The following is a 22023-nucleotide window of genomic DNA, read 5'->3' on the forward strand; positions in this document are numbered from 1 at the left end:
TCACGGGTTTGTGACAACAGCCGTCGTATCTCACGCAATGATGCCGGGATGTCCGGACTCGACGTCATAACGTGCCAGCGAACGGCAGGCGCTTCCCGGATCGGCGAGACTCTCCGCCGCCCGCAGGTCGATTACCAGCCTGGAGGCCGTCACGTCGAGCAGCACATAGCCGGCATGGGCATTGTCGAGGAAGCGCACATGCGGATTGAGCCGCGGTGCCGGGGCGAACAGCGCCTCCGGCCCATTGCGAGAGGCGAGGCAGCTGGTGACGACCTCGGTCGCGACCGTTGGCGACTCCGGCCGCGCGAAATCCTGTTTCACGTCGTTGATCCAGAAGGAATGGACGTCGCCGCCAAGCAGCACCGGGTTGCGCACCGCCGGCTGCGCCAGCGCCGCCAGCGTCCGCTCGCGCGTCGCGGCGTACCCGTCCCATATGTCCGAATAGGCGGCCTCCCGACCCTGCGGCAGATAGAGGCGGGAGAACAGGGTCTGCTGGGCGACGAGCGACCAGGCTGCCCGCTCGTCCCGCAGTCCTTTCGCCAGCCAAGCCTCCTGGGCCCGGCCGAGCATCGTCGCGCCGGCTGCCGTCATCGCCGCGCAATCCCGCACGATCCGCCCACCCCGCCGCTCAGGCGCGCCACAGGCGTGGGGCGTGCGATACTGGCGCGTGTCGAGCATATGCACGCTCGCCAGCCGTCCCCAGCCGAAGCGGCGGTAGAGCCGCGCCTCGCCGGACGGCAGCAGGCGGACCGGGTCGATCGGCATATGTTCGAAATATGCCTGATAGGCCGCGGCGCGGCGGCGGACGAAGGCGACGGGATCGGCGGTGGCGCCGCCCTCCGCGCCGGCATAGTCGTTCTCGACCTCGTGATCGTCCCAGGTGACGATGAACGGCAGCGCGGCGTGCGCGTCGGCGAGATCGCGGTCGGTGCGGTAGAGCGCATGGCGCGCGCGATACTCGTCGAGCGTATGCGGATCGGGCGCGCCGAAGCTGCGCACGTCGGGGCCGGCGCCGAAGGATTTCTCGTAGATATAGTCGCCGACCTGGAGCACCGCGTCGGGCCGCTGGGCGATCATGTCGCGATAGGCGGAGAACCAGCCCTGCTCCCAATGCTGGCATGAGGTGAGCGCCAGCCGCAGCGTCTGCGGATCGTCGGCGATGGTGGCGGTGCGGCCGATCCGGCTGACCGCGCCGCCCAGGTGGAAGCGGTAGAAATATGGGAGGCCGGGCCGAAGCCCCCGCACCGGCACATGGACGGCGCGGGCGCGTCCCTTCACGGCGAGTGCGCGACCCTTCCGCGCGATGCGCTTGAAGCCCTCGTCCTCCGCCACTTCCCAGGCGATCGCTGCATCTTCTTCGATGCCGAGAACGCGCGTCCACAGGACGAAGCCGTCTGGTGCCGGATCGCCGGAAGCGACGCCGAGCGCGAACGGGTCCGCGCTGAGCCGCAGCCGGGCCTCGCGCACGCGCGCCATCACGCCGGCTTGGGCGAAGCGGGCAGCGGCCAGTGCCGCCGCGCCTGTAAGCAAGGTCCGCCGGTCGAGCATCAGAAGCGCGCCGACAGCCGCGCGAAATAGCTGCGGCCGTTGAGCCCGAGCGGCGTCTCCTCGCCGGTCGGGAAGCTGCCGCCGGTCGCGGCGATCGCGGTCGCCTGGTCAACGATCGTATCCGGCCGCGCATCGAGCAGGTTCTGGACGCCGATCTGGAAGCGCAGCCCTTCGGCGAAGGCATAGCCCGCCGACAGGTCGATCGATTCCTTGCCGCCGAACGCCTGCACCTTGACCAGCGGCGCCGAGGTGTAGGTGCCGAACGCAGTGAGACTGGCGCCGAAATCGAAGCGACCGCGGGTGAGGCTGGCCTGCAGGGTGCCCTTGGCGCGCGGCTGCGCTTCGGTCAGGAACAGGATCGATTTGGTCGCGAGCAGCGGCAGCGTCGGCAGCATCGGATTGGGACGCAGCGTGTCGAGCCGGTTGTCGAGCCAGCTGTAGCCGGCCGCGACCGACAGCCGCGTCCCGGGCCCGAGCGAGCCTTGCCAGCGCGCGGTCACCTCGACGCCCCTGGTCGTCGTGTCGACCGCGTTGGTGAAGAAGCGCACCTGGCTGAAGCCGGTGATGCCGGCATCGCGCAGGATCGCGTTCACCGCGGCGCCGCCGAGTTGCTCGCTGAGTGCGATGCGGTCGCGGATGCGGATGCGGAAATAGTCGGCGGTGAAGGTGAAGCCGCCGAACGGGCCGAACACCACGCCGGCGGTGGCGTTGCTCGAGCGCTCGGGCTTGAGCGGCGCGGCGCCGAGCGCCTGGGCGATCGGATCGGACACCGGCAGCGTCGCGACGTTGACCAGCACGCCGGCGCTGAGCGCCCCCTGCACCGCGCTGTAATATTGCTGCTGGAGCGACGGCGCCTTGAAGCCGGTGCCGAAGGTCGCGCGCAGCGCCACGCCCGGCGCCGCGTCGAAGCGTCCGGTCGCGCGCCAGGTCGTCCGCCCGCCGAAGTCGTCATAATGGTCGTAGCGCAGTGCTCCGCCCAGCAGCAGCGGCTCGATCGGCCGCAGCTCGACGTCGAGGAAGCCGGCATAGGCATCGCGATCCGCGTCGGTAGGATTGCGCGGGTTGAAGCCGGCGAAGCCGTCCGCGCCGGTCCCGAAATAGGCGAGCGGCTCGCCATTACGGATTGAATAGCGCTCATGCCGATACTGCGCGCCCGCGGCGACGTTGCCGCCGGCCAGCACACCGTCGAGCGGCAGCGACAGGGTGAGGTCCGTCACATATTGCTGGTAGGTGACGCCGCCCGAATCGAAGCCGGTCGGACTGGCCAGGCCAAGCGAGGCATTCGCAGTGTCGAACACGCGAAAATCGGCCTTGTTGTAGCCGTAGGTCTGGCTGAGGTCGGCCTTGAGCCGCCCGAACGCTCCCCGCGCGCCGATCGTGCCGCCGACGTCCCAGATGGTCGGCTCGACGATCGGCAGGAAGCCATCAGGATAGAGCGGCGAGAAGCCGGGGACGCGGAAGCCGGCGGCGTTGTTCGAGATCTTCTTGGTGACGGTGCCGAAGCCGTAGAGCTCGACGTCGCCGAGCGGCACGCCGGCATCGAACGCGAAGCTCGCCACCGACGCGAGCGGATCGCCGATGCGGTAGGTGACGCGGTCGAAGCGCTGGTCGGTGAAGGCACGGTTGGTCGGGTCCTGGTGGCGCGCAAGCGCGGTGACGGTGAGATGGCCGCCGTCGCCGAGCCCGAAGCCGGCGCTGGCGCTCGCCATGCCGTTGAGGCCGTCGCCCTCCTCGGTCACGCCGCCGAGCAGCTCGCCGGAACCGCCGCTCGCGTTGGACTTGAGGATGACGTTGACCACCCCGGCGATCGCGTCCGAGCCATATTGCGCGGCGGCACCGTCGCGCAGGATCTCGATGCGCTCGATTGCGCTTTCGGGAATGGTATCGAAATCGACGCCAGCCGAGCCGCGGCCGATGCTGTTGTTGACGTTGAGCACGGCGTTGGCGTGACGGCGCTTGCCGTTGACCAGCACCAGTGTCTGATCGGGCGAGAGGCCGCGCAGGGTGATCGGCCGAGTGTTGGCCGCGCTCGCCGTGGTCGCGGCACGGGCGAAATTGACCGAGGGCTGCAGGAAGTTGAGCGCGCGGCTCAAATCGGGATAGCCGGTGCTCGCGATCGCGTCGCTGCTCACCACGTCGATGGGTGCCGAAGATTCGATCGCCGCGCGACCCGCCGAGCGGGTGCCGGTGACGACGATGTCCTGTTCGTCCTGCGCGTCCGTCAGTACCTCTTGCGCCGTCGCGGCCGATCCGGCCCACAGCGCCGTCGTCGCGAAGAAGATAGTCCGGATCACGCGCGCCCTCCCGATGTGAAACCGGAGGCTGCTTACTGCGCCGCAGCATTGCCCGTTATCGCGGAAAGCGGTGCAGCCGTTGCCGGTTGCGCAACACTCTGCGGTGCTGTCGGTCGGGCTTCATGATAACATTGCAGCGATCGCGGACGATCGTCAGGCGTCGATCGCGTCCTGACGCGATCGATTCTGAATATCGCCCGGATGCCGGCGCCGGCTTCGGCACCGCCTACGGTCGCCAGCGCCGCACTGCTCGACGAGGCGGCGGTTTCGGCGCTTGGTCTCGGCGAGCCGGTACGACGCGGCGTTGGAAGGTGCGCGGGTGTTGTTGGTAGGGAAGCGTTAGCTTCCTCAATGCCGTTGGCGGCATTGAGGGCACACCCTAAAGCCGCTCCGCCCCGCTCACCGCATCGGTCGCGCGCAGCGCCGCGAGCAGCTTGGTAAGGTGCGCGGCGTTGCGCACCTCCAGGTCGATCGTGTTGGTGTGATAGGTGGTGTCGCGGTTGTCGAGGCGGAGGCCCAGGATGTTGGCCTTGTGCGCGCCGATCACCGTCGCGACCGCGCCGAGCGCGCCCGGCTCGTTCTTGAGCGTGACGGCGATGCGCGCGACGCCGCCCTCGGCCTTGTCGCCCCAGGCGAGGTCAACCCAGTCGCCCTCCTCGCTCTTTTCCAGCTCGGGGCAGGCGATGGCGTGGACCAGGATGCCCTCGCCTGGCCGCCGCACGCCGACGATGCGGTCGCCCGGTACCGGCCGGCAGCATTCGGCGAGTTGATAGGCGACGCCCGGCGTCAGGCCGGTGATCGAAATGGCGTGATGCTGCGGCGGCGCGACATGCTCCTCGCCCGCCGACCCCGGCATCAGCGCCTCCATGACCTGCGCGTCGGAGAGCTTGCGGAGCGCGATCGCCTCCATCAGCGCATCCTCGTCGGCGAGCTTGAGGCGCTTGACCGCCTCCTGCACCGCTTCCTCGTTCACCGGCGCGGGCAGGCGCGCGAGGATGTCCTCGTAGAGCTTGCGGCCGAGCGCCTGGGTCTCCTCGCGCTGCTTGTGGCGCTGGTGGCGGCGGATCGCGGCGCGCGCCTTGCCGGTGATCGCGAAGTTGAGCCAATTGGGTTGCGGCTCCTGGCCCTTGGATCGCAGGATCTGCACCGAATCGCCGTTGGCGATCTCGGTGCGGAGCGGCACGACGCGGCCGTTGATCTTGGCGCCGACCGCCTGGTCGCCGAGGTCGGTGTGCACCGCATAGGCGAAGTCGATCGGCGTCGCGCCCTTGGGCAGCTGGATGAGCTCGCCGCGCGGGGTGAAGGCGAAGATGCGGTCGGCGTACATCGCCATCCGCGTATGTTCGAGCAACTCCTCGGGGCTGGCGGCGTTCTCCAGGATCTCGAGCAGGTCGCTGATCCACGGCACCTGCGTGTCCGGGCGGACCATGTCCTGCTTGTAGGCCCAGTGCGCGGCGATGCCGAACTCGGCCTGGGCGTGCATCGCGTGAGTCCTGACCTGGATCTCGATGCGCGTGTTGTCGCCGTAGAAGACGCTGGTGTGGAGCGAGCGGTAGCCGTTGCGCTTGGGTGTCGAGATGAAATCCTTGAACCGGCCCGGCACCATCGGCCATTTGCGGTGGATCACGCCGAGCGCGCGGTAGCACTCCTCCTCGGTTTCCACGGTCGCGCGGAACGCCATCAGGTCGCTCAATTGCTCCAGGCTGACGTGGCGCTCGCTCATCTTGCGCCAGATCGAATAGGGGTGCTTCTCGCGGCCCGACACCTCCGCCTCAATTCCCGCGCGCGACAGCTGGGTCTTGATCGCCTGCGCGATCTTGACGATGCGGTCGTCGCCGCCTTCCTTCAATGCCCCGAGCCGGCGGGTGATCGATTCATAGGCGTCGGGCTCGAGCTCGCGGAAGGCGAGCGTCTGCATCTCCTTCATGAACTCGTACATGCCGATCCGCTCGGCGAGCGGGGCATAGATATCGAGCGTCTCGCGGGCGATGCGGCGGCGCTTCTCCTCCGACTTGATGTGGTGGAGCGTGCGCATGTTGTGGAGCCGGTCGGCGAGCTTGACCAGCAGCACGCGGATGTCGTCGGACATCGCCAGCAGGAACTTCCTGAGGTTCTCCGCGGCGCGCTCGTTCTCGGTCTGCGCCTCGATCTTGCTGAGCTTGGTGACGCCGTCGACCATGCGGGCGACGTTGCCGCCGAACAGCTTCTGGATTTCCTCCGGCGTCGCCACCGTGTCCTCGATCGTGTCATGGAGGATCGCGGTGGCGATCGTCTCGTCGTCGAGGTGCAGATCGGTGAGGATGCCGGCCACCTCGATCGGATGGCTGAAATAGGGGTCGCCGGATGCGCGGAGCTGGCTCCCGTGCGCCTTCATCGAGAAGACATAGGCGCGGTTCAGCAGAGCCTCGTCGGCTTGAGGGTCATAGCCAAGGACCCGATCGACCAGTTCGTACTGACGCAGCATGAGTCCTAGATGGGGCGGGCTGCTGCTGCTTTGCAATAAATTTCCAGCGGTCCTGCAGGCATTGGCGACCGCCGGCCGTCCCTCCGTTCGTCAGCGGCGGAGGGACGGCGATGCGGCGTCAGGTCAGCTCGCTGCGGCGTTGCACTTGCCGAGCGCCTCGGCGTCGAACGCCGTGCCGTTCACGGTGAAGGACGAGAGCTGGCCGACGCGCTGGGCCACCATCACGCACATGGTGGCGTCGCGATCGGGCGCCTTGGCAGCGGTGCACACCGTGTCCCTGCACTTCCAGATGGTGTTGCGGGTGACGATGCTGGTCTTCTTCACCGCATTGGCGGCGGTGGCGCTGTAATAGGCGCTCTGGGCGGCGGCCGGAACCGCGGCGACAAGCATCAGCGAAGCAGCGGCAGCCGCGGTGGTGGACAGGAAACGAACCATCACTTCCTCCTGGGGATTGCAACTAAGTTGCAATTCGCTACTTATATGATTCGCTTGTAAGTTGCAACTGAAAACTTTTGCTGCATTGCGATAGCACGATCGGTTTCAATGGGAAGACTTTTTCGATAGGATGGCAGCCATGGGCACGAACCGCCTGAGAGAGCCGTTGCGGGATCTGGCATGCAGCCTGCCCGCCGCGCTCGAAGCGATGGGGGAGCGCTGGTCGTTCCTGATCCTGAGGGCGTCGTTCAACGGCCTCCACCATTTCGAGGAGTTCCAGTCGGAGCTCGGCATCGCCCGCAACATCCTCGCCAACCGGCTGGCGCGGCTCGTCAGCCACGGCATCCTCGAACGGCGCGCGCTGCCCGACGACCGCCGCAAGATCGAGTATCGCCTGACCGAGAAGGGCATGGCGCTGCTGCCGACGATGGTGGCGCTGAGGCAATGGGGCGAGCGCTGGGAGACGGGGGTGCCCGCCTCGCCGATCCTGGTCGACGCGCGCGATCATCGCCCGATCCGCCAGGTGCACGTGCTCTCGCACGACGGGCGCGAGCTCGCGAAGACGGACCTGCTCTGGGCGCTGCCCGAGGATGTCGCGAGCGAGGATCCGCAGCTCAAGGCGGCGGAATAGATCTCACCGTCCGGTCGGAAGGCTCTCCGGGAAAGCGCGTACCTCGTCCGGCAGCGTTATCGACGGGCTGGTCCGCCGATCTTGGCGCGGAAGCGCGTCGAGAGGCGCAGCCGGGACGGGCATGGATCACTCATTGGAAGATAGGACAGCGTTCAACAACCCCTCTCCCAAAGGGAGAGGGAGAGGGGAAAGACTCTAGCCCGCCGCCTGCGTCGGCGTGTTGACGCCCATCGACTGGAGGTAGCGCTTCACGTTGCGTGCCGCCTGGCGGAGGCGCTGTTCGTTCTCGACCAGCGCGATCCGCACATAACCCTCGCCGTTCTCGCCATAGCCGACCCCCGGCGCCACCGCGACCTTGGCGTGGGTCAGGAGCTGCTTCGAGAACTCCAGGCTGCCGAGATGCGCCAGCGCCGGCGGCAGCGGTGCCCAGGCGAACATGCTGGCGCGCGGGGAGGGGATGTCCCAACCGGCGCGCGCGAAGCTCTCGACCAGCACGTCGCGGCGCTTGTGGTAGAGCTGCCGGTTCGTCTCGACGATGTCCTGTGGCCCGTTGAGCGCGGCGCAGGCGGCCGCCTGGATCGGCGTGAAGGCGCCGTAATCGAGATAGGACTTCACCCGCGTCATCGCCGCGATCAGCTTCCTGTTGCCGACCGCGAAGCCGATCCGCCAGCCCGCCATCGAATAGGTCTTGCTGAGCGAGGTGAACTCGACCGCCACGTCCTTGGCGCCCTTGACCTGCAGGATCGAGGGCGTCGGCTTGCCGTCGTAATAGAGCTCCGAATACGCGAGGTCGGACAATACCCACACCTCGTTCTCGCGCGCCCAGGCGACCAGCCGTTCGTAGAAGGCGAGGTCGACCGTCTCCGCGGTCGGGTTCGACGGATAGTTGACCACCAGCACGCTCGGCCGCGGCACGGTGAAGTTCATCGCGCGCTCGAGGCTCTCGAAATAGGCTTCGTCCGGCGTGGTCGGCACCGCGCGGATCGTCGCTCCGGCGATGATGAAGCCGAAGGTGTGGATCGGATAGCTGGGGTTGGGCGCCAGGATCACGTCGCCCGGCGCGGTGATCGCGGTGGCGAGGCTGGCGAGCCCTTCCTTGGAACCCATCGTCACGACGACCTCGTTCTCGGGATCGAGCTCGACCCCGAAGCGGCGGGCGTAATAGTTCGCCTGGGCGCGGCGCAGGCCCGGAATGCCTTTCGACTGCGAATAGCCGTGCGCCGCCGGCTTCTGCGCGACCTCGCACAGCTTGTCGATGACATGGGCCGGCGGCGGCAGGTCGGGGTTGCCCATGCCGAGGTCGATGATGTCCTCGCCCGCCGCACGCGCGGCTGCCCGCATCGCGTTGACTTCGGCGATGACATAGGGGGGCAGGCGGCGGATGCGGTAGAACTCTTCGGACACGACATTATCCTTTTCGGCTGGCGTCGCGCTCGGCGCGACGTTGCGCTATCATAGCGCGATATGCGGTGCACGAACACCGCGGAACGGAGGGGAAGATGTTGGAGATGTTGCTGATCGGGGCGTCGCTCGCCGCGTTCCCTGCCGACGTGCCGGTCTGTCGGCGCGAGACGCTGACCCGCGCGGTCGATCGTTACGCCAATGCGCAGATGGTCCAGGACAATGGCAGCCTCGCGACGATGTACGGCGCCGAAGGCGTGCTGATCGCGCCCGACAAGAGCCAGGTCGTTGGCTCGGAGAAGGTGATGGCCTATTTCGACCGGTTCAACAATTGGCAGATCGACGATGTGACGATGACGATCGCCAGCACGACCAAGCAGGGCGATGCCTGGCAGGTCGACGGCCGCTTCGCCCAGTCGGGCAAGGACGACAAAGGCAAGCCGTTCAAGACCGCCGGACGCTTCACCTCGACCTGGGCCTGCGTTACGGCTGGCGAGATCACGAGCTGGCGCGTCAAGCGCATGGAAACCATTCCGGGCGGCTGAGCGCTGATCCCGCGTCGGCCGCCGGAGACCCGAGCACGCATGAGCAGTACCGAAACGTCCCCGATCGCGCCGAGCCTCGAGGACATGCAGCATTGGACATGGGTGCTGGGTCGCGCGCAGCAGATGATGCTGGAGGCGGGCGTCGCCGCGGCCGAGCAGGCCCCGGCGCTGCCCGCCCCGTTCGATCCGACGCCGATGCTGCGCGCCTCGGCGGACTTCTGGGCGGACACGATGAAGCTGTGGCAGCGCTTCCTCGATCCCGCCCACGCCGAGCCCTTCCATGAGTCGCCCGAGCAGGCCAGGGACAAGCGCTTCAAGGCACCCGAATGGCGCGAGCAGCCGCTGTTCGACTTCATCCGCCAGAGCTACTTCACCATCGCCGAGCATCTGGTGAAGGGCGTGGACGCGCTCGAAGGCGTCGATTCCAGGCAGAAGGAGCAGATCCGCTTCGCGACGAGGGGCTTCATCGATGCGATGAGCCCGACCAACTTTCCGGCGACCAACCCGGAGGTGCTGAAGAAGATCGCCGAGACGCGGGGCGAGAGCCTCTTGAAGGGCCTGCAGAACATGCTCGCCGATCTCGGCAAGGGGCAGCTCACGCATACCGATCCCGAAGCGTTCGAGGTCGGTCGCAACATTGCGGTGACGCCGGGCAAGGTGGTGAAGCGCACCCCGCTCTACGAGCTGATCCAATATTCGCCGACCACGGACAAGGTGCTGAAGACGCCGCTGGTCATCTTCCCGCCGTGGATCAACCGCTTCTACATCCTCGATCTTTCGCCCGAGAAGAGCTTCATCGCCTGGGCGGTGGCGCAGGGCCTCACCGTGTTCATGGTGTCCTGGAAGTCGGCGGACGCATCGATGAAGGACGTGATCTGGGACAATTACGTCGAAGACGGCCAGATCAATGCGATCGACACGATCCGCGACCTGCTGGACGTGCCGAGCGTCCATGCGATCGGCTATTGCGTCGCCGGCACGACGCTCGCCGCGACCCTGGCGGTGCTTGCCGCGCGCGGGCAACTCGACAAGGTCGCGAGCGCGACCTTCTTCACCGCCCAGGTCGACTTCAGCGAGGCCGGCGACCTCAACCTGTTCATCGACGACGACCAGATGGCGCTGATCAAGAGCCTCGCCGCCGACGGCTATCTCGACGGACGCTACATGGCCGCGACCTTCAACCTGCTGAGGGGACGCGACCTGATCTGGAACTATGTCACCAACAACTACCTGATGGGGCAGGACTATCTGCCGTTCGACCTGCTCTACTGGAACGGCGACGTCACCAACCTGCCGGCGCTGTGGCACCAGGGTTATCTGACCGATCTCTACCGCGACAACCGGCTGGTGCTGCCGGGCAGCCTGGCGATCAGGGGGACGCCGATCGACCTCGGCAAGGTGACGGTACCGACCTATGTCCAGGCCGGGCGCGAAGACCATATCGCGCCGGCCAGGAGCGTGTGGAAGATCACCCACCACCTCTCCGGCCCGCTGCGGTTCGTGCTCGCCGGGTCGGGACACATCGCGGGCGTGGTGAATCCACCCGCGGCGGGCAAGTACCAGTATTGGACCAACGACAAGCCTGCGGCGACTCTCGAGGAGTTCCTTGCCGGCGCGACCGAGACCAAGGGAAGCTGGTGGCCCGACTGGATGGCCTGGCTGCGCGGACTCGAGAGCGACGAAGTGCCCGCAAAAGGCGCCAGAATACCGGGGCACGGCAAGCTCAAGGCATTGGCCGAGGCTCCGGGAGAATACGTCCGGATCCGCTGAAATTCACCGTTTTCCGACGATCGTTACACCTATGTTGCGCTGCACAAAATCTACTTGATTTCCGGCGCGAGATGCGTATTTGTGCGCCGCAGCAACAACCGGGATTCGGAAGAGGATAATGGCCAGCAAGGGTCCGAAGATCGGCGCCAAGGCGCCGGCCGCTGAAACGCCCAAGCGCCGCGTCACCCGCGCCAAGGCGCTGGCCGTCAAGGCCGCTGCCGAAACGCCGGCGAACCTGATCGAAGCCGTTCAGGCCCCCGCGGCTGATCCGGCGCCGGTCGCGATCGCCGCCAGGGTCGAGGAGGCCGTCGTCGAAGCCGCCGCTCCCGTGATCGAAACGGCGCAGGCCGTCACCACCGCCGCGGTGGAGACCGCGGAAACCGCGCAGAAGGAAACCACCGTCATGGCCACCCAGTTCGAAGCTCCGAAGGCGTTCACCGACATCAACGACCGCGCCAAGGCGGCGATGGAGAAGTCGGCGAAGCTCGTCGAGGAATTCAACGATTTCGCCAAGGGCAACGTCGAGGCGCTCGTCGAGTCGAGCCGCATCACCGCCAAGGGTCTCGAGACCCTGAGCCAGGATGCCGCCGAATACGGCCGCAAGTCGTTCGAGGGTTTCACCGCGACCCTCAAGAATCTCGCCGGCGCCAAGTCGCCGGCCGATTTCTTCAAGCTGCAGAGCGATTATCTGCGCACCTCGTTCGACTCGGCGGTCGCCGAGGCGTCGAAGGGCACCGAGGCCGTCATCAAGCTCGCCGGCGATGCCGCGCAGCCGATCTCCAACCGCTTCGCGGTCGCCGCCGAGAAGGTGAAGACCGCCGCCTGAGCGCCTGTGCGCCGGTAAGCGTACCGAAGGGGCGGCCGCCGCTGGGTGGCCGCCCTTTCTTTTTGGCGGCGAGACGCGAGTTTGGCTGATCGGAACCTGCTTCCGTTCGCCCTGAGCTTGTCGAAGGGCCGTCCTTTCTTCTTCATACAAGGGACGGGGAGGGCGGAGCTTCGACAGGCTCTGCTCGAACGGATAATGAAGCACGGCAGCGCCCTCATCCCCGCTTTCGGCGGATTGACGGCGCGAGAGGACGGGCGTCGTCTCGCCCCTTGCCCTTGGGCTGGCGAATGCCATATTTTTAGGCCGTGAGTGTGATCCCTGACATTATCATGGCCGACGAGAACGAAAGCGACGACGGCGACGTCGGCACCTCGCTGGGCGTCGCCACCCGCACGCGGACGCGGACCAAGAAGCCGACGCCCTATCGCGTGCTGATGCTCAACGACGATTACACGCCGATGGAGTTCGTGGTGCTCGTGCTCCAGCGCTTCTTCCGCATGAGCATGGAGGAGGCGACGCAGGTGATGCTCCACGTCCACCAGAAGGGCGTCGGCGTGTGCGGCGTGTTCAGCTACGAGGTCGCCGAGACCAAGGTCGGCCAGGTGATGGACTTCGCCCGCCAGAACCAGCACCCGCTCCAGTGCACGCTGGAGAAGGCGTGATCCGTTAAAGCGACAGCAGATTGATTGAAATCACCTTTCCCGTTCGCCCTGAGCTTGTCGAAGGGCTGCTCCTCTTTCCGTCAGCGAAGAAGAAGTACGGCCCTTCGACAAGCTCAGGGCGAACGGAATTTATGGGTCAATCGCTCGGTCAGCGCGCCGGCGGCAGCCAGCCGAGCTCCAACCCCTCGTAGCGGTTCACGTAATTGGCCGCCCGTGTCAGCGAGCGCTCGTCGAGGATGGTGACGCGGCCGAGCTCGCGCTTGATCAGCCCCTCCTCCTCGAGCTGGCGGAGCATACGGTTGACGTGGACGGCGGTGAGGCCGGTGGCGTCGCCGATCTCCTCCTGCGTCAGCCCGAGCGTGAAGGTGGCGCCGACCGACTTGTCGGTGATGGCGAGCCGGTTCCTGAGATCGAGGATCAGCGCCGCCACCCGCGCCTTGGCCGAGGTGCGGCCGAGCGCGGCGAGCCGGTCGGTGAGCGAGACGCGCTCGATCTGGTTGAACATCAGGATCAACGCCGCCAGCCGCGGGTGGTCGACGAAGATCTGGCTGAGCGCGTGCCGATCGAACGGGCACACCGTGCAGTCGCTGAGCGCCGCCAGCGTCTCGGGCGATTCGCGATAGATGACGCCGCCGAACCCGATCATGTCGCCAGGGAACAGGAAACGCAGGATCTGCCGGCTGCCGTCGTCGAGCAGCACATAGCTCATCATCAGCCCGCGGCGGAGCACATAGAGCTCGCCGCCGGGCTCGTTCTCCCGCTGCAGAATGGCACCGCGGCGTATGTCGCGGCGACGCTCCTCCAACCTGGCGAGCGCATCGCGCTCCGCCGCCGTCAGATCGACGTGCTCGCCCAATACGTCGGCGAAACAACTCGATGGCACGTACAGTCCCCCCGTTCCGCCCCTGCAGAGCAGTCATTTGGAATCAACGCATTAAAGTCGATCAAGCGGAAGTTGGCGAGCGGTGCTTGCGCGGGGCCCGGCGCACGATAGAAGCCGGTCCATGGACCGTATCCTGATCCGCGGCGGCAACCGGCTCGAAGGCCGCATCTTCATCTCCGGCGCGAAGAACGCGGCGCTCACCTTGATGCCTTGCGCGCTGCTCACCGACGAGCCGCTGACGCTGAGGAACCTGCCACGCCTCGCCGACGTCGACAGCTTCGGCCATCTGCTCAACCAGCTCGGCGCCTCGACGCAGGTGGAAGGGGCGCGGCCGGAGGATTTCGGCCGGGTGATGACGATCCGCGCCGGCCGCCTGACCTCCAGCGAGGCACCTTACGACATCGTGCGCAAGATGCGCGCGTCGATCCTGGTGCTGGGACCATTGGTCGGCCGCACGGGCGAGGCGACGGTATCGCTGCCCGGCGGCTGCGCGATCGGCAACCGGCCGATCGATCTGCACCTCAAGGCGCTGGAAGCGCTGGGCGCGGAGATCGAGCTCGCCGCCGGCTATGTGAAGGCGACCGCGCCGAAAACCAACGGCGTCAGGCGGCTGCCGGGCGGGCGCGTGACCTTTCCGATCGTATCGGTCGGCGCGACCGAGAACGCGGTGATGGCGGCGGTGACCGCCAAGGGCGGCACCATGATCGAGAATGCCGCGCGCGAGCCCGAGATCGTCGACCTCTGCAACTGCCTGGTAGCGATGGGCGCGAGCATCTCCGGCATCGGCACCGAGACGCTGGAGATCGAGGGGCGCGATCGGCTGCACGGGGCGACCTATGCGGTGATGCCCGACCGGATCGAGGCGGGCAGCTATGCCTGCGCCGCGGCGATCACCGGCGGCTCGGTCGAGCTGGCCGGCGCCAATGCGCATGACATGCGCGCCACTGTCGCTGCGCTGGTCGAGGCCGGCGCGACGGTCGAGGAGACGCGCGGCGGCCTCAAGGTCGAGGCCCGCAACGGCCTTCATCCGCTGACGCTGTCGACCGCGCCCTATCCCGGCTTCGCCACCGACATGCAGGCGCAGTTCATGGCGATGCTGTGCAAGGCCGACGGCGCCAGCGTGCTCACCGAGACGATCTTCGAGAACCGCTACATGCATGTCCCAGAGCTCGCGCGCATGGGGGCGGACATCACCGTCAAGGGCCGCTCGGCGGTGGTGCGCGGCGTCAAGCGGATGGTCGGCGCGCCGGTGATGGCGACGGACCTGCGCGCCTCGATGAGCCTGATCATCGCCGGCCTCGCCGCCGAGGGCGAGACCCAGGTCAACCGCGTCTATCACCTCGACCGCGGCTATGAGCGGCTGGAGGAGAAGCTCTCCGCGGTCGGCGCCGACATCGAGCGCGTCGGCGACGGCTGACCCTTGAAGCCGCATGGCCGCACCCCCACGTGACGGGTGCGGACCGGGCCCCTCTGGCGACGGCTCTCCTGTGAGCCATCGTGATGTCGGACCGCATCGAGCGCGCTCGGTGCAGGTTCGGCCACCGCCTTCCTCCTCCACCGGCGCCGACCGAACAAGAGGAGTGATCATGACCACCACCATGTCCTGCCCCGTGTGCCAGACCACGCTGGTGCCGACCGTGCGCGAGGCGATCGAGATCGACCATTGCCCGAGCTGCCGCGGTGTCTGGCTCGACCGCGGCGAGCTCGACAAGATCATCGAGCGCAGCAACGCCGCGTTCGGCGGCGACCGCGACCGCGACGACGACCGCCGCCGCTACGAGCAGCCGCGCCGCTATGACGACGACCATCGGCACAAGCAGCATTACAAGCGCAAGTCGTTCCTGTCGGAGCTGTTCGACTGATCGCCTGGAGGTGCGGGCTCAGCTCAGCCGATAGACTGCGCCCGCGCCGGCGTCACGGTAGAGGTCGACCCGCTCGCCGTCCCAATGATAGTCGAGGTGCCGGCCCTGCAGCGGATGGCGCGCCAGATCGGGGTAGAACAATGCGACGCACTCGCCGCCGGGATAGCGCACGCTGGGATAGACGAGCCCGTCCGATCCCTCGGCGCGCAGCGACCGTGCGAGACGCTGGCCGGCGTCGTAGCGATCGGGGTCGAGCTCGGCCATGAAGCCGCCGCGGCGCAGGTCGTGGAGGTCGCCCGCAACGTCGAGCACGATCTCGCGGAACTGGGAGGTCCAGCCCGGCGCCTCGTCCGTCCGCGCCATGAAGCGGGCATGGTGGTGCATCGTCTCGAACAGCGCCACCTCGAAGCTGTCGCCGGCGTAGAGCACGCCGGGCAGCCCGTCCGAGAAGCGGCTCGGCCGGTCGGGGCTGGCATGGGTGAAGGGCGCCATCAGATAGCTCGCGCCCGGCCCGCCGACGCGGCGCGCGGGCGGTACGAGGTCGAGGTTGCCGATCGAGGCGGCGAGGCGCGGGTTGGTCTTCTGCTCGGCCGAGATCAGCAGCGGCCAGTCGGCGGGATCGGCGATGTCCTCGAACAGGTCGATCGGCGGGAAGTGGGTGCGGATGATCCGGCGCGCGCCGCGCCAGTCGACCTCCGCCGCCGGCGGCGGATCGCTCACCAGCCGCCGCGCTCGGCGTCGAGATAGCGGCGCACGCGCATCAGATCGGTGAGCTCGCCGCCCAGCATCACGTCGAGCGCCGAGGCGCCGGCGAAGGCCTGGTTGGGCGCCTTGATCCAGCGATAGCCGCGCGTGGGATCGTTGAAGATCAGCCGCAGCGCCTTGTGGATGCCGATGAGGTTGGCGAGCCGCGCCTTGAGGTCGCGCCCGGCCTGGCCCAGCTGCCCCGCTTTCCAGCGGCGGAAGGTGCGGAGCGGCATGTCGAGCAGCGTCGCCGCTTGCGGATCGGTCACCCCCCATAGCGCCAACAGCCGCACCGCCGCGCGGAACAGGGCGCCCGCCTCTTCGTCGGTGATCGGTTCCGCGACGAAGGCGGGAGCACGGGTATCGATGAGTTCGGCGTGGGCCATGTGGCATGAAATAGTGAATGTGGTGCCAAATGGCAATAAGCAAATTCCCATTCGCCCGAACTGAAGCCGATCCGGATGAAGGGGAGGTCGTGCTCCTGCGAAGGCAGGAGCGCTGGATCAGAGGACGGCGCTTGTGGCCTGAGCTCCTGCCTTCGCAGGAGCACTGGCTCTGCTTCGATGACGATCCCGAAACCCGCAGAAAACCGTCGAAGGTCACGAAAGTCACGGGTAGACGGCCTCGTCTCGGACGGTGCTGTCCGGTGTCAGGATGCCCGAAAATCTTGACCAAATTGACTTGGCGCGGCCTTTGTAGGCCGAAACGCTACCGAAGCGGCATGAAGGCGCCGTCGAAGCGGCAGGAACGCGGCACCTGAGCGCCGTTGACGCGGCAGTTACGCGACGCCAGCGCGCCATGGACGCGGCGCAGGAGCGGCACGGACAAGATGGACGGAATCAAAGAGCGGGCCGGCGCCGCGGCAACGCCGGCCCGCGAGGCAAGCAGGTGAAATCCTACATTGCAAGCGCGGCGGCGCCCGCCCGTCGAATGTCGATCCGCGAATCCGAATCCAGAGTCTGTCCTGTTCAGATCGAAGCCGTGTCAGTGCTCCTGCGAAGGCAGGAGCCCGGGCCGCGAGCGACACGCCCATGATCCAAGGCTCCTGCCTTCGCAGGAGCACGATTCAATCTCGTCCGGACAGACCCCTAGCGAGATACTATTGGCGGCCCCCGCCATCGGGGCCCATCAAACCATTCCCGTGATGGCTCCCTTGCCGGGGCGACGGCGATCACACCGCTTCCAGCGCCGCCTCGAAGTCGGCGATCAGGTCGTCGGCATCCTCGACCCCGATCGAGATGCGCACCAGATTGTCGGTGATGCCGAGCGCCGCCTTGCGCGCATCGGGCACCGACAGGTGCGTCATCGCCGCAGGGTGCGAGGCCAGCGTCTCGGTGCCGCCGAGGCTGACCGCCAGCTTGGCGATCCTGAGCGCGTCGAGGAAGGCGAACGCCTCCTTCTCGCCGCCCTTGAGGTACAGCGAGAAGGTCGAGCCGGCGCCGGTGCAATGGCGCTTGTAGATGTCGGCCTGCCGCGCGTCGCTGCCGCGCTCGAGGAAGCCGAGATAGCCGACCTTCTCGACCTTGGGGTGCCGGGCGAGGAATTCGCACACCTTCGCGGCGTTCTCGCCCGCGCGGCTCATGCGCAGCTCGAGCGTCTCCAGCGAGCGCAGCAGCATCCAGGCGGTGTTGGGGTCGCAGATCGTGCCGATGGTGTTGCGCATCAGCCGGATGGTGTTGATGTGCGCCTTGGAACCGAGCACGCCGCCCGCGACCAGGTCCGAATGGCCGCCGGCATATTTGGTCAGCGAGTAGACGACGATGTCGGCGCCCTGCTTGAGTGGCTGTGCCCAGAGCGGCCCGAGGAAGGTGTTGTCGATCGCGATCGGCGGCTTGCCGGCGCCATTGCCGAAGATCGCGTCGCGGCTCGCCGCTACCGCCTCGACGTCGACCAGCGCGTTGGTCGGGTTGGCGGGGCTTTCGAGATAGATGAGGGCGACGTTGCCGCTCGCCGCCTTGGAGAGCACCGCGTCGATCTCCTCGCGCGTCGCCCCGGCGGGGAAGTCGAGCCAATGCACTCCGAACCGGCCGAGGATGCGCGCGATCAGCGTCTCGGTCGCGGCGTAGAGCGGCCCCGAATGGACGATGGTGTCGCCAGGCTTGACCATCGACAGGAACAGGGTCGCGATCGCCGACATGCCCGAGGAGAAGGCGAGCGCGTCCTCGGCATCCTCCCACACGCCCAGGCGATCCTCCAGGATCTCCTGGTTGGGACCGTTGAAGCGCGAGTAGACCAGCCCCTCGGCGCCGCCGGGACGCTTGCCGGTGACACCCTCGAAATGGCGCTTGCCCGCCGCCGCGTTGGGAAAGACGAAGGTGGAGGTCAGGAAGATCGGCGGCTTCAGCGATCCTTCCGACAGCATCGGGTCAAAGCCGTGACCCATCATCAAGGTCGACGGCTTGAGCCTGCGCTCGCCGATCGACTGCGCCGATGCCTTGGGTTTGCGTTGGGGCTTGGTCCCGGTCAGCTCGGCTTCGGTCTCGTCCGTCATCCTGTCTCTCCGATCTCGATCCGACCTAGCCGAAAACAAGTAACAGTGGAAACTATCTCAAACCGATCAGGCTGATCTGCCGCCCATAGTCGGGCTCGCCGCGATGGGTGGCGCGGCGATAGCTGAAGAAACGCGCGGGATCGGCATAGGTGTCGAGGCCCATGAGCTCGACGCGGCGGATGCCGGCGGCGGCGAGGCGGTGCGCGACATAGCCTTCGAGGTCGAAGCGGGCATGGCCGGGACGGCCGTCGACGAAGAAGCGTTCGTTGGCGGGATCGTCCGCGGCGAAGCGGTCCCGGAAGGCGAGGTCGACCTCATAGCTCGCCTGGGCGATGCAGGGGCCGACCGCGGCGGCGATCCGCTCGCGCCGGGCGCCGAGCCGCTCCATCGCGGCGACCGTCGCGTCGGTGACGCCGCCGATCGCGCCCTTCCACCCGGCATGGGCGGCGCCGATCACGCCTGCCTCGGCGTCGGCGAACAGCACCGGCGCGCAGTCGGCGGTGAGGATGCCGAGCAGCAGGCCCGGCCGGTCGGTGACCATCGCGTCGGCGCGCGGCCGGGCGTCGTCGGGGAAGGGCGCGGCGATCGCGACCGCATCGGGCGAATGGACCTGGTGGACGGTGACCAGCCTGGCATCCGGCGATACCGCTTCCACGGCGCGGCGGCGGTTCTCCGCGATCGCCTCCCGGTCGTCGCCCGATCCCCAGCCGACGTTGAGGCCCGCCAGCACTCCGGCCGACACCCCGCCGCGCCGGCCGAGGAAGCCGTGCGCGAGATCGCCGAACGCCCTGGCGCGGATCACCTCGACGTCGCTCACAGCGCCAGCCGCATGATGTTGTCGGTATCGATCTGATTGCCGACCGGGAAGGCATAGTCGCCGACATGGACGAAGCCGCGCTTCTCGTAGAAGCGTCGCGCCCGATGGTTTTCCTCCCACACCGTCAGCAGCAGCGCGGCGGCGCCGGCGGCGCGGGCGGCGTCGATCGACCAGTCCATCAGCGCGTGCGCGATGCCGGCGCCGTGGAAGTCGCGCACGACATAGAGCTGGCTGAGCTGCATCGCCCCCGGCTCGGCATCGGGCAGCCACGGCGGGTTGAGCTTGGCGTAACCGACGATCCGCTCCGCCGCGAGCGCCAGCCGGAAGCGCGCCCTGCCGCCGTTGAGGTCGCGCAGCAGCGCGCCGGCGGGGCCATAAGCGGTGGCGAGATAGGCCTCGGCATCCTCCGCCGAACAGCTGTGGGCGAAGGTCTCGACCCAGATCGCCCGCGCCATCGCGTCGAGCGCCGGGCCGTCGGCCGGCGTGGCGTCACGATAGTCGATCATGCGAAACCCTCCGGTAGCGGCCAGTCCGGATGCACGATCGCCAGCACCCGGAACAATTCCCCCATCTGCTCGGCCCCGACCAGCCGGTCGCGCGCGGTCATCACGTCCGTCCCGCCGCCGAGCGCAGCCGCGCGCGCATCGATGCCGAGCGCGGTCAGGAAGGCGCCCTGGCCGACCGGGCCGTAAGTGGCCGCGCCCTCCGCCCGCGCGGCCTCGGCGAGCGTGGCGAAATCGACGTGCGCGGTGAGGTCGGCCTCGCCGGGCTGGTCGAACGGATTGGCGAAGCGGTGCGCCTTCACCGCCTGGAAGCTGTCGCCGATCGCCGGGCCCGCATAGCCATAGTCGATCACCAGCGCCGCTCCGCCGCGTGTCGCGACCGCGCGGGCGAGCTGGCGCACCGCGGCGACGCTCGCCGGCGAGGTCTCGAGCACCGACCCGGCAGGCGCGTCCCTGAGCGCGGGCGGGACGATCGGATCGAACACGGTGTTGCCGACCACCGGCACGAACACGGTGTCCTGGCAGGCGACCAGCCGCTCGCGCCAGCCGTCGTTGGTCTTGACGAGCTGGCGGATCGGCAGCGCGTCGAAGAACTCGTTGGCGACGACCAGCAGCGCGCCGTCGTCGGGCACGCCGACCAGGTCGACGCACCATTCCGCCTGCGGCAGCCGCTCGGCCTGCTGCGCGCGGAGCGCGGGGCTGAACTCGACGAGGTGCACCGGCGGGGCGAGCCCGGCCTTGGCCATCGCCCTCAGGGCATCGTTCGCCAGCGTGCCGCGGCCGGGGCCGAACTCGACGTAGCGCGCCGCCGGCCGTCCGGCGCGGCTCCACAGGTCGGCGAGCCACAGGCCGATCAGCTCGCCGAACATCTGGCTGATCTCGGGCGCGGTGGTGAAATCGCCCGCGGCGCCCAGGGGATCGCGCGTCGCGTAATAATGCGCGTTCGCCGCCGCCATATATTGCGACAGCGGGATCGGCCCGGCGAGCGTGATCGCGCGGGCGAGGCGTTCGGGAAGGAGGTCTTCGGTCACTTGTCCTAAAGTCTGTCCTGTTCAGATTGAAGCAGTGCCAGTGCTCCTGCGAAAGCAGGAGCTCAGGCCGCAAGAGATACCCCCGTGATCCAGGGCTCCTGCTTTCGCAGGAGCACGATTCCACTTCATCCGGACAGGCTCTAATTCGTCACCCCGGACTTGTTCCGGGGTCCACCGTGCCCCGTTTCGGTCAGTTTCGGTTCTTGCTGCTCGGTGGATGCCGGAACAAGTCCGGCATGACGGTTTGGGTCAGGCCACGCTCTCCAGCCCCGCCGTCGCCTCGACCCGCAGGCGGCGGCGCCTGGCGGTGGCGATCAGGTAGATGCCGCCCGCGATCATCGGCAGCGTCAGCAGCTGTCCCATGTGCAGCCCGGCATGGGCGAAGATCGTTCCGGCGAACTGCTCGTCGGGCTCGCGGAAGAATTCGACGAAGAAGCGCGACAGGCCATAACCAACCAGGAAGGTGCCGACGAGCTTGCCCGGCTGGTAGCGCGCGTCGGTCCGCCAGAACAGGAACCACAGCACCGCGAACAGCACGATCCCCTCCAGCCCCGCCTCGTAGAGCTGGCTCGGATGGCGCGCGACGTCGTCGCCGGTGCGCGGGAAGATGATCGCCCAGGGCACGTCGGCGGGCTTGCCCCACAGCTCGCCGTTCACGAAATTGGCGATCCGGCCGAAGAACAGCCCGAACGGCGCGCAGCAGGCGACATAGTCGTGGATGCGCAGCCAGTTGAGCTTGTGCTGCCGCGCCATCACGATGATCGCGATGGTGGTGCCGACCACCCCGCCGTGGAAGGACATGCCGCCGTCCCACAGGCGGAGGATGCTGAGCGATGTCAGCAGCTGGGGGGCGTAGAAGATCGCATAGCCCAGCCGCCCGCCGAGGATGATGCCCAGCGTCGCGTAGAAGACGAGGTCGTCGGCATGGCGCTTCGCCATCGGCGCGCCCGGCTGCGCGAGCAGGCGCATCAGATACCACCAGCCGACCAGGATGCCGGCGATATAGGCCAGCGAATACCATTTGAGGTCGAAGAAGCCGAGGTGCAGCGCGACCGGATCGAGGTGCAGATCCTCGTAGCGGATATGCCGGCCGGCGGCGGCGAGTATCGACAGCAA

Annotated in this window: 20 protein-coding genes; 7 read left to right on the forward strand and 13 right to left on the reverse strand. The window is 67.7% G+C overall.

Annotation, left to right across the window (positions count from 1 at the left end; genetic code table 11):
- Window positions 1–30 precede the first annotated feature (30 nt).
- The 4 genes from ACMGER_RS14695 to ACMGER_RS14710 form a co-directional block, all read right to left on the reverse strand.
- Complete coding sequence (locus ACMGER_RS14695; protein WP_436812919.1) at window positions 31–1548, reverse strand: alkaline phosphatase D family protein; 1518 nt, start codon at window positions 1546–1548, stop codon at window positions 31–33.
- Complete coding sequence (locus ACMGER_RS14700; protein ID WP_436812920.1) at window positions 1548–3842, reverse strand: TonB-dependent receptor plug domain-containing protein; 2295 nt, start codon at window positions 3840–3842, stop codon at window positions 1548–1550. Before ACMGER_RS14700 ends, ACMGER_RS14695 begins: the two co-directional genes overlap by 1 nt.
- A 379-nt stretch (window positions 3843–4221) precedes the next feature.
- Complete coding sequence (locus ACMGER_RS14705; RefSeq protein ID WP_436812921.1) at window positions 4222–6306, reverse strand: RelA/SpoT family protein; 2085 nt, start codon at window positions 6304–6306, stop codon at window positions 4222–4224.
- Window positions 6307–6429: 123 nt separating this feature from the next.
- A complete protein-coding gene (locus ACMGER_RS14710) occupies window positions 6430–6741 on the reverse strand; it encodes a CC_3452 family protein (protein WP_436812922.1) in 312 nt (103 codons plus the stop codon).
- 139 nt (window positions 6742–6880) lie between these two features.
- Here ACMGER_RS14710 and ACMGER_RS14715 point away from each other — a divergent pair, with 139 nt between their 5' ends.
- On the forward strand, window positions 6881–7372 hold the full coding sequence (locus ACMGER_RS14715; RefSeq protein WP_436812923.1) for a winged helix-turn-helix transcriptional regulator: 492 nt from the start codon (window positions 6881–6883) through the stop codon (window positions 7370–7372).
- A gap of 195 nt (window positions 7373–7567) precedes the next feature.
- On the opposite strand, the gene ACMGER_RS14720 is transcribed toward ACMGER_RS14715, so the two are convergent.
- Window positions 7568–8776 (reverse strand): LL-diaminopimelate aminotransferase, encoded by a 1209-nt coding sequence (locus ACMGER_RS14720; RefSeq protein ID WP_436812924.1) that lies wholly within the window; start codon window positions 8774–8776, stop codon window positions 7568–7570.
- 95 nt (window positions 8777–8871) lie between these two features.
- Here ACMGER_RS14720 and ACMGER_RS14725 point away from each other — a divergent pair, with 95 nt between their 5' ends.
- The 4 genes from ACMGER_RS14725 to clpS all read left to right on the forward strand — a co-directional run bounded on the left by ACMGER_RS14725 (window position 8872) and on the right by clpS (window position 12576).
- A complete protein-coding gene (locus ACMGER_RS14725; RefSeq protein ID WP_436812925.1) occupies window positions 8872–9318 on the forward strand; it encodes a DUF4440 domain-containing protein in 447 nt (148 codons plus the stop codon).
- A gap of 39 nt (window positions 9319–9357) precedes the next feature.
- Window positions 9358–11088 carry a PHA/PHB synthase family protein gene (locus tag ACMGER_RS14730; protein WP_436812926.1) on the forward strand — a complete coding sequence of 577 codons (1731 nt, stop codon included), beginning with the start codon at window positions 9358–9360 and terminating at the stop codon, window positions 11086–11088.
- A gap of 118 nt (window positions 11089–11206) precedes the next feature.
- Entirely contained in the window at window positions 11207–11914 is a 708-nt protein-coding gene (locus tag ACMGER_RS14735; RefSeq protein WP_436812927.1) for a phasin family protein, read from the forward strand.
- A 329-nt stretch (window positions 11915–12243) separates the two neighbouring features.
- The gene (gene clpS, locus ACMGER_RS14740; protein ID WP_436813545.1) at window positions 12244–12576 is read left to right on the forward strand and encodes an ATP-dependent Clp protease adapter ClpS; all 333 of its coding nucleotides are present in this window, start codon (window positions 12244–12246) and stop codon (window positions 12574–12576) included.
- 148 nt (window positions 12577–12724) lie between these two features.
- Here clpS and ACMGER_RS14745 read toward each other — a convergent pair whose 3' ends face one another.
- On the reverse strand, window positions 12725–13459 hold the full coding sequence (locus ACMGER_RS14745) for a Crp/Fnr family transcriptional regulator (RefSeq protein WP_436812928.1): 735 nt from the start codon (window positions 13457–13459) through the stop codon (window positions 12725–12727).
- Between the two features lie 121 nt (window positions 13460–13580).
- On the opposite strand from ACMGER_RS14745, the gene murA reads away from it, so the two are divergent.
- On the forward strand, window positions 13581–14876 hold the full coding sequence (murA, locus tag ACMGER_RS14750) for a UDP-N-acetylglucosamine 1-carboxyvinyltransferase (protein ID WP_436812929.1): 1296 nt from the start codon (window positions 13581–13583) through the stop codon (window positions 14874–14876).
- Window positions 14877–15045: 169 nt separating this feature from the next.
- Window positions 15046–15321 (forward strand): TFIIB-type zinc ribbon-containing protein, encoded by a 276-nt coding sequence (locus ACMGER_RS14755; protein WP_436812930.1) that lies wholly within the window; start codon window positions 15046–15048, stop codon window positions 15319–15321.
- 18 nt (window positions 15322–15339) lie between these two features.
- Here the strand turns inward: ACMGER_RS14755 and ACMGER_RS14760 are convergent, their stop codons facing one another.
- The 7 genes from ACMGER_RS14760 to lgt all read right to left on the reverse strand — a co-directional run bounded on the left by ACMGER_RS14760 (window position 15340) and on the right by lgt (window position 22023).
- Window positions 15340–16041 (reverse strand): RES family NAD+ phosphorylase, encoded by a 702-nt coding sequence (locus tag ACMGER_RS14760; protein ID WP_436812931.1) that lies wholly within the window; start codon window positions 16039–16041, stop codon window positions 15340–15342.
- Window positions 16038–16451, reverse strand: coding sequence for an antitoxin Xre/MbcA/ParS toxin-binding domain-containing protein (locus tag ACMGER_RS14765; RefSeq protein WP_436812932.1), 414 nt, complete (start codon window positions 16449–16451; stop codon window positions 16038–16040). Before ACMGER_RS14765 ends, ACMGER_RS14760 begins: the two co-directional genes overlap by 4 nt.
- A 785-nt stretch (window positions 16452–17236) precedes the next feature.
- On the reverse strand, window positions 17237–18556 hold the full coding sequence (locus tag ACMGER_RS14770) for a cystathionine gamma-synthase family protein (RefSeq protein WP_436812933.1): 1320 nt from the start codon (window positions 18554–18556) through the stop codon (window positions 17237–17239).
- Window positions 18557–18608: 52 nt separating this feature from the next.
- Window positions 18609–19373: a peptidoglycan editing factor PgeF gene (gene pgeF, locus ACMGER_RS14775; protein WP_436812934.1), complete on the reverse strand. Its 765-nt coding sequence runs from the start codon at window positions 19371–19373 to the stop codon at window positions 18609–18611.
- Window positions 19370–19879 (reverse strand): GNAT family N-acetyltransferase, encoded by a 510-nt coding sequence (locus ACMGER_RS14780; protein ID WP_436812935.1) that lies wholly within the window; start codon window positions 19877–19879, stop codon window positions 19370–19372. The genes pgeF and ACMGER_RS14780 overlap by 4 nt, the downstream gene beginning before the upstream one ends.
- Window positions 19876–20907, reverse strand: coding sequence for a class I SAM-dependent methyltransferase (locus ACMGER_RS14785; RefSeq protein ID WP_436812936.1), 1032 nt, complete (start codon window positions 20905–20907; stop codon window positions 19876–19878). The genes ACMGER_RS14780 and ACMGER_RS14785 overlap by 4 nt, the downstream gene beginning before the upstream one ends.
- A gap of 249 nt (window positions 20908–21156) precedes the next feature.
- The gene (gene lgt / locus ACMGER_RS14790) at window positions 21157–22023 is read right to left on the reverse strand and encodes a prolipoprotein diacylglyceryl transferase (RefSeq protein WP_436812937.1); all 867 of its coding nucleotides are present in this window, start codon (window positions 22021–22023) and stop codon (window positions 21157–21159) included.

The sequence above is a fragment of the Sphingomonas astragali genome (assembly GCF_051400615.1).
GTDB lineage: Bacteria > Pseudomonadota > Alphaproteobacteria > Sphingomonadales > Sphingomonadaceae > Sphingomonas.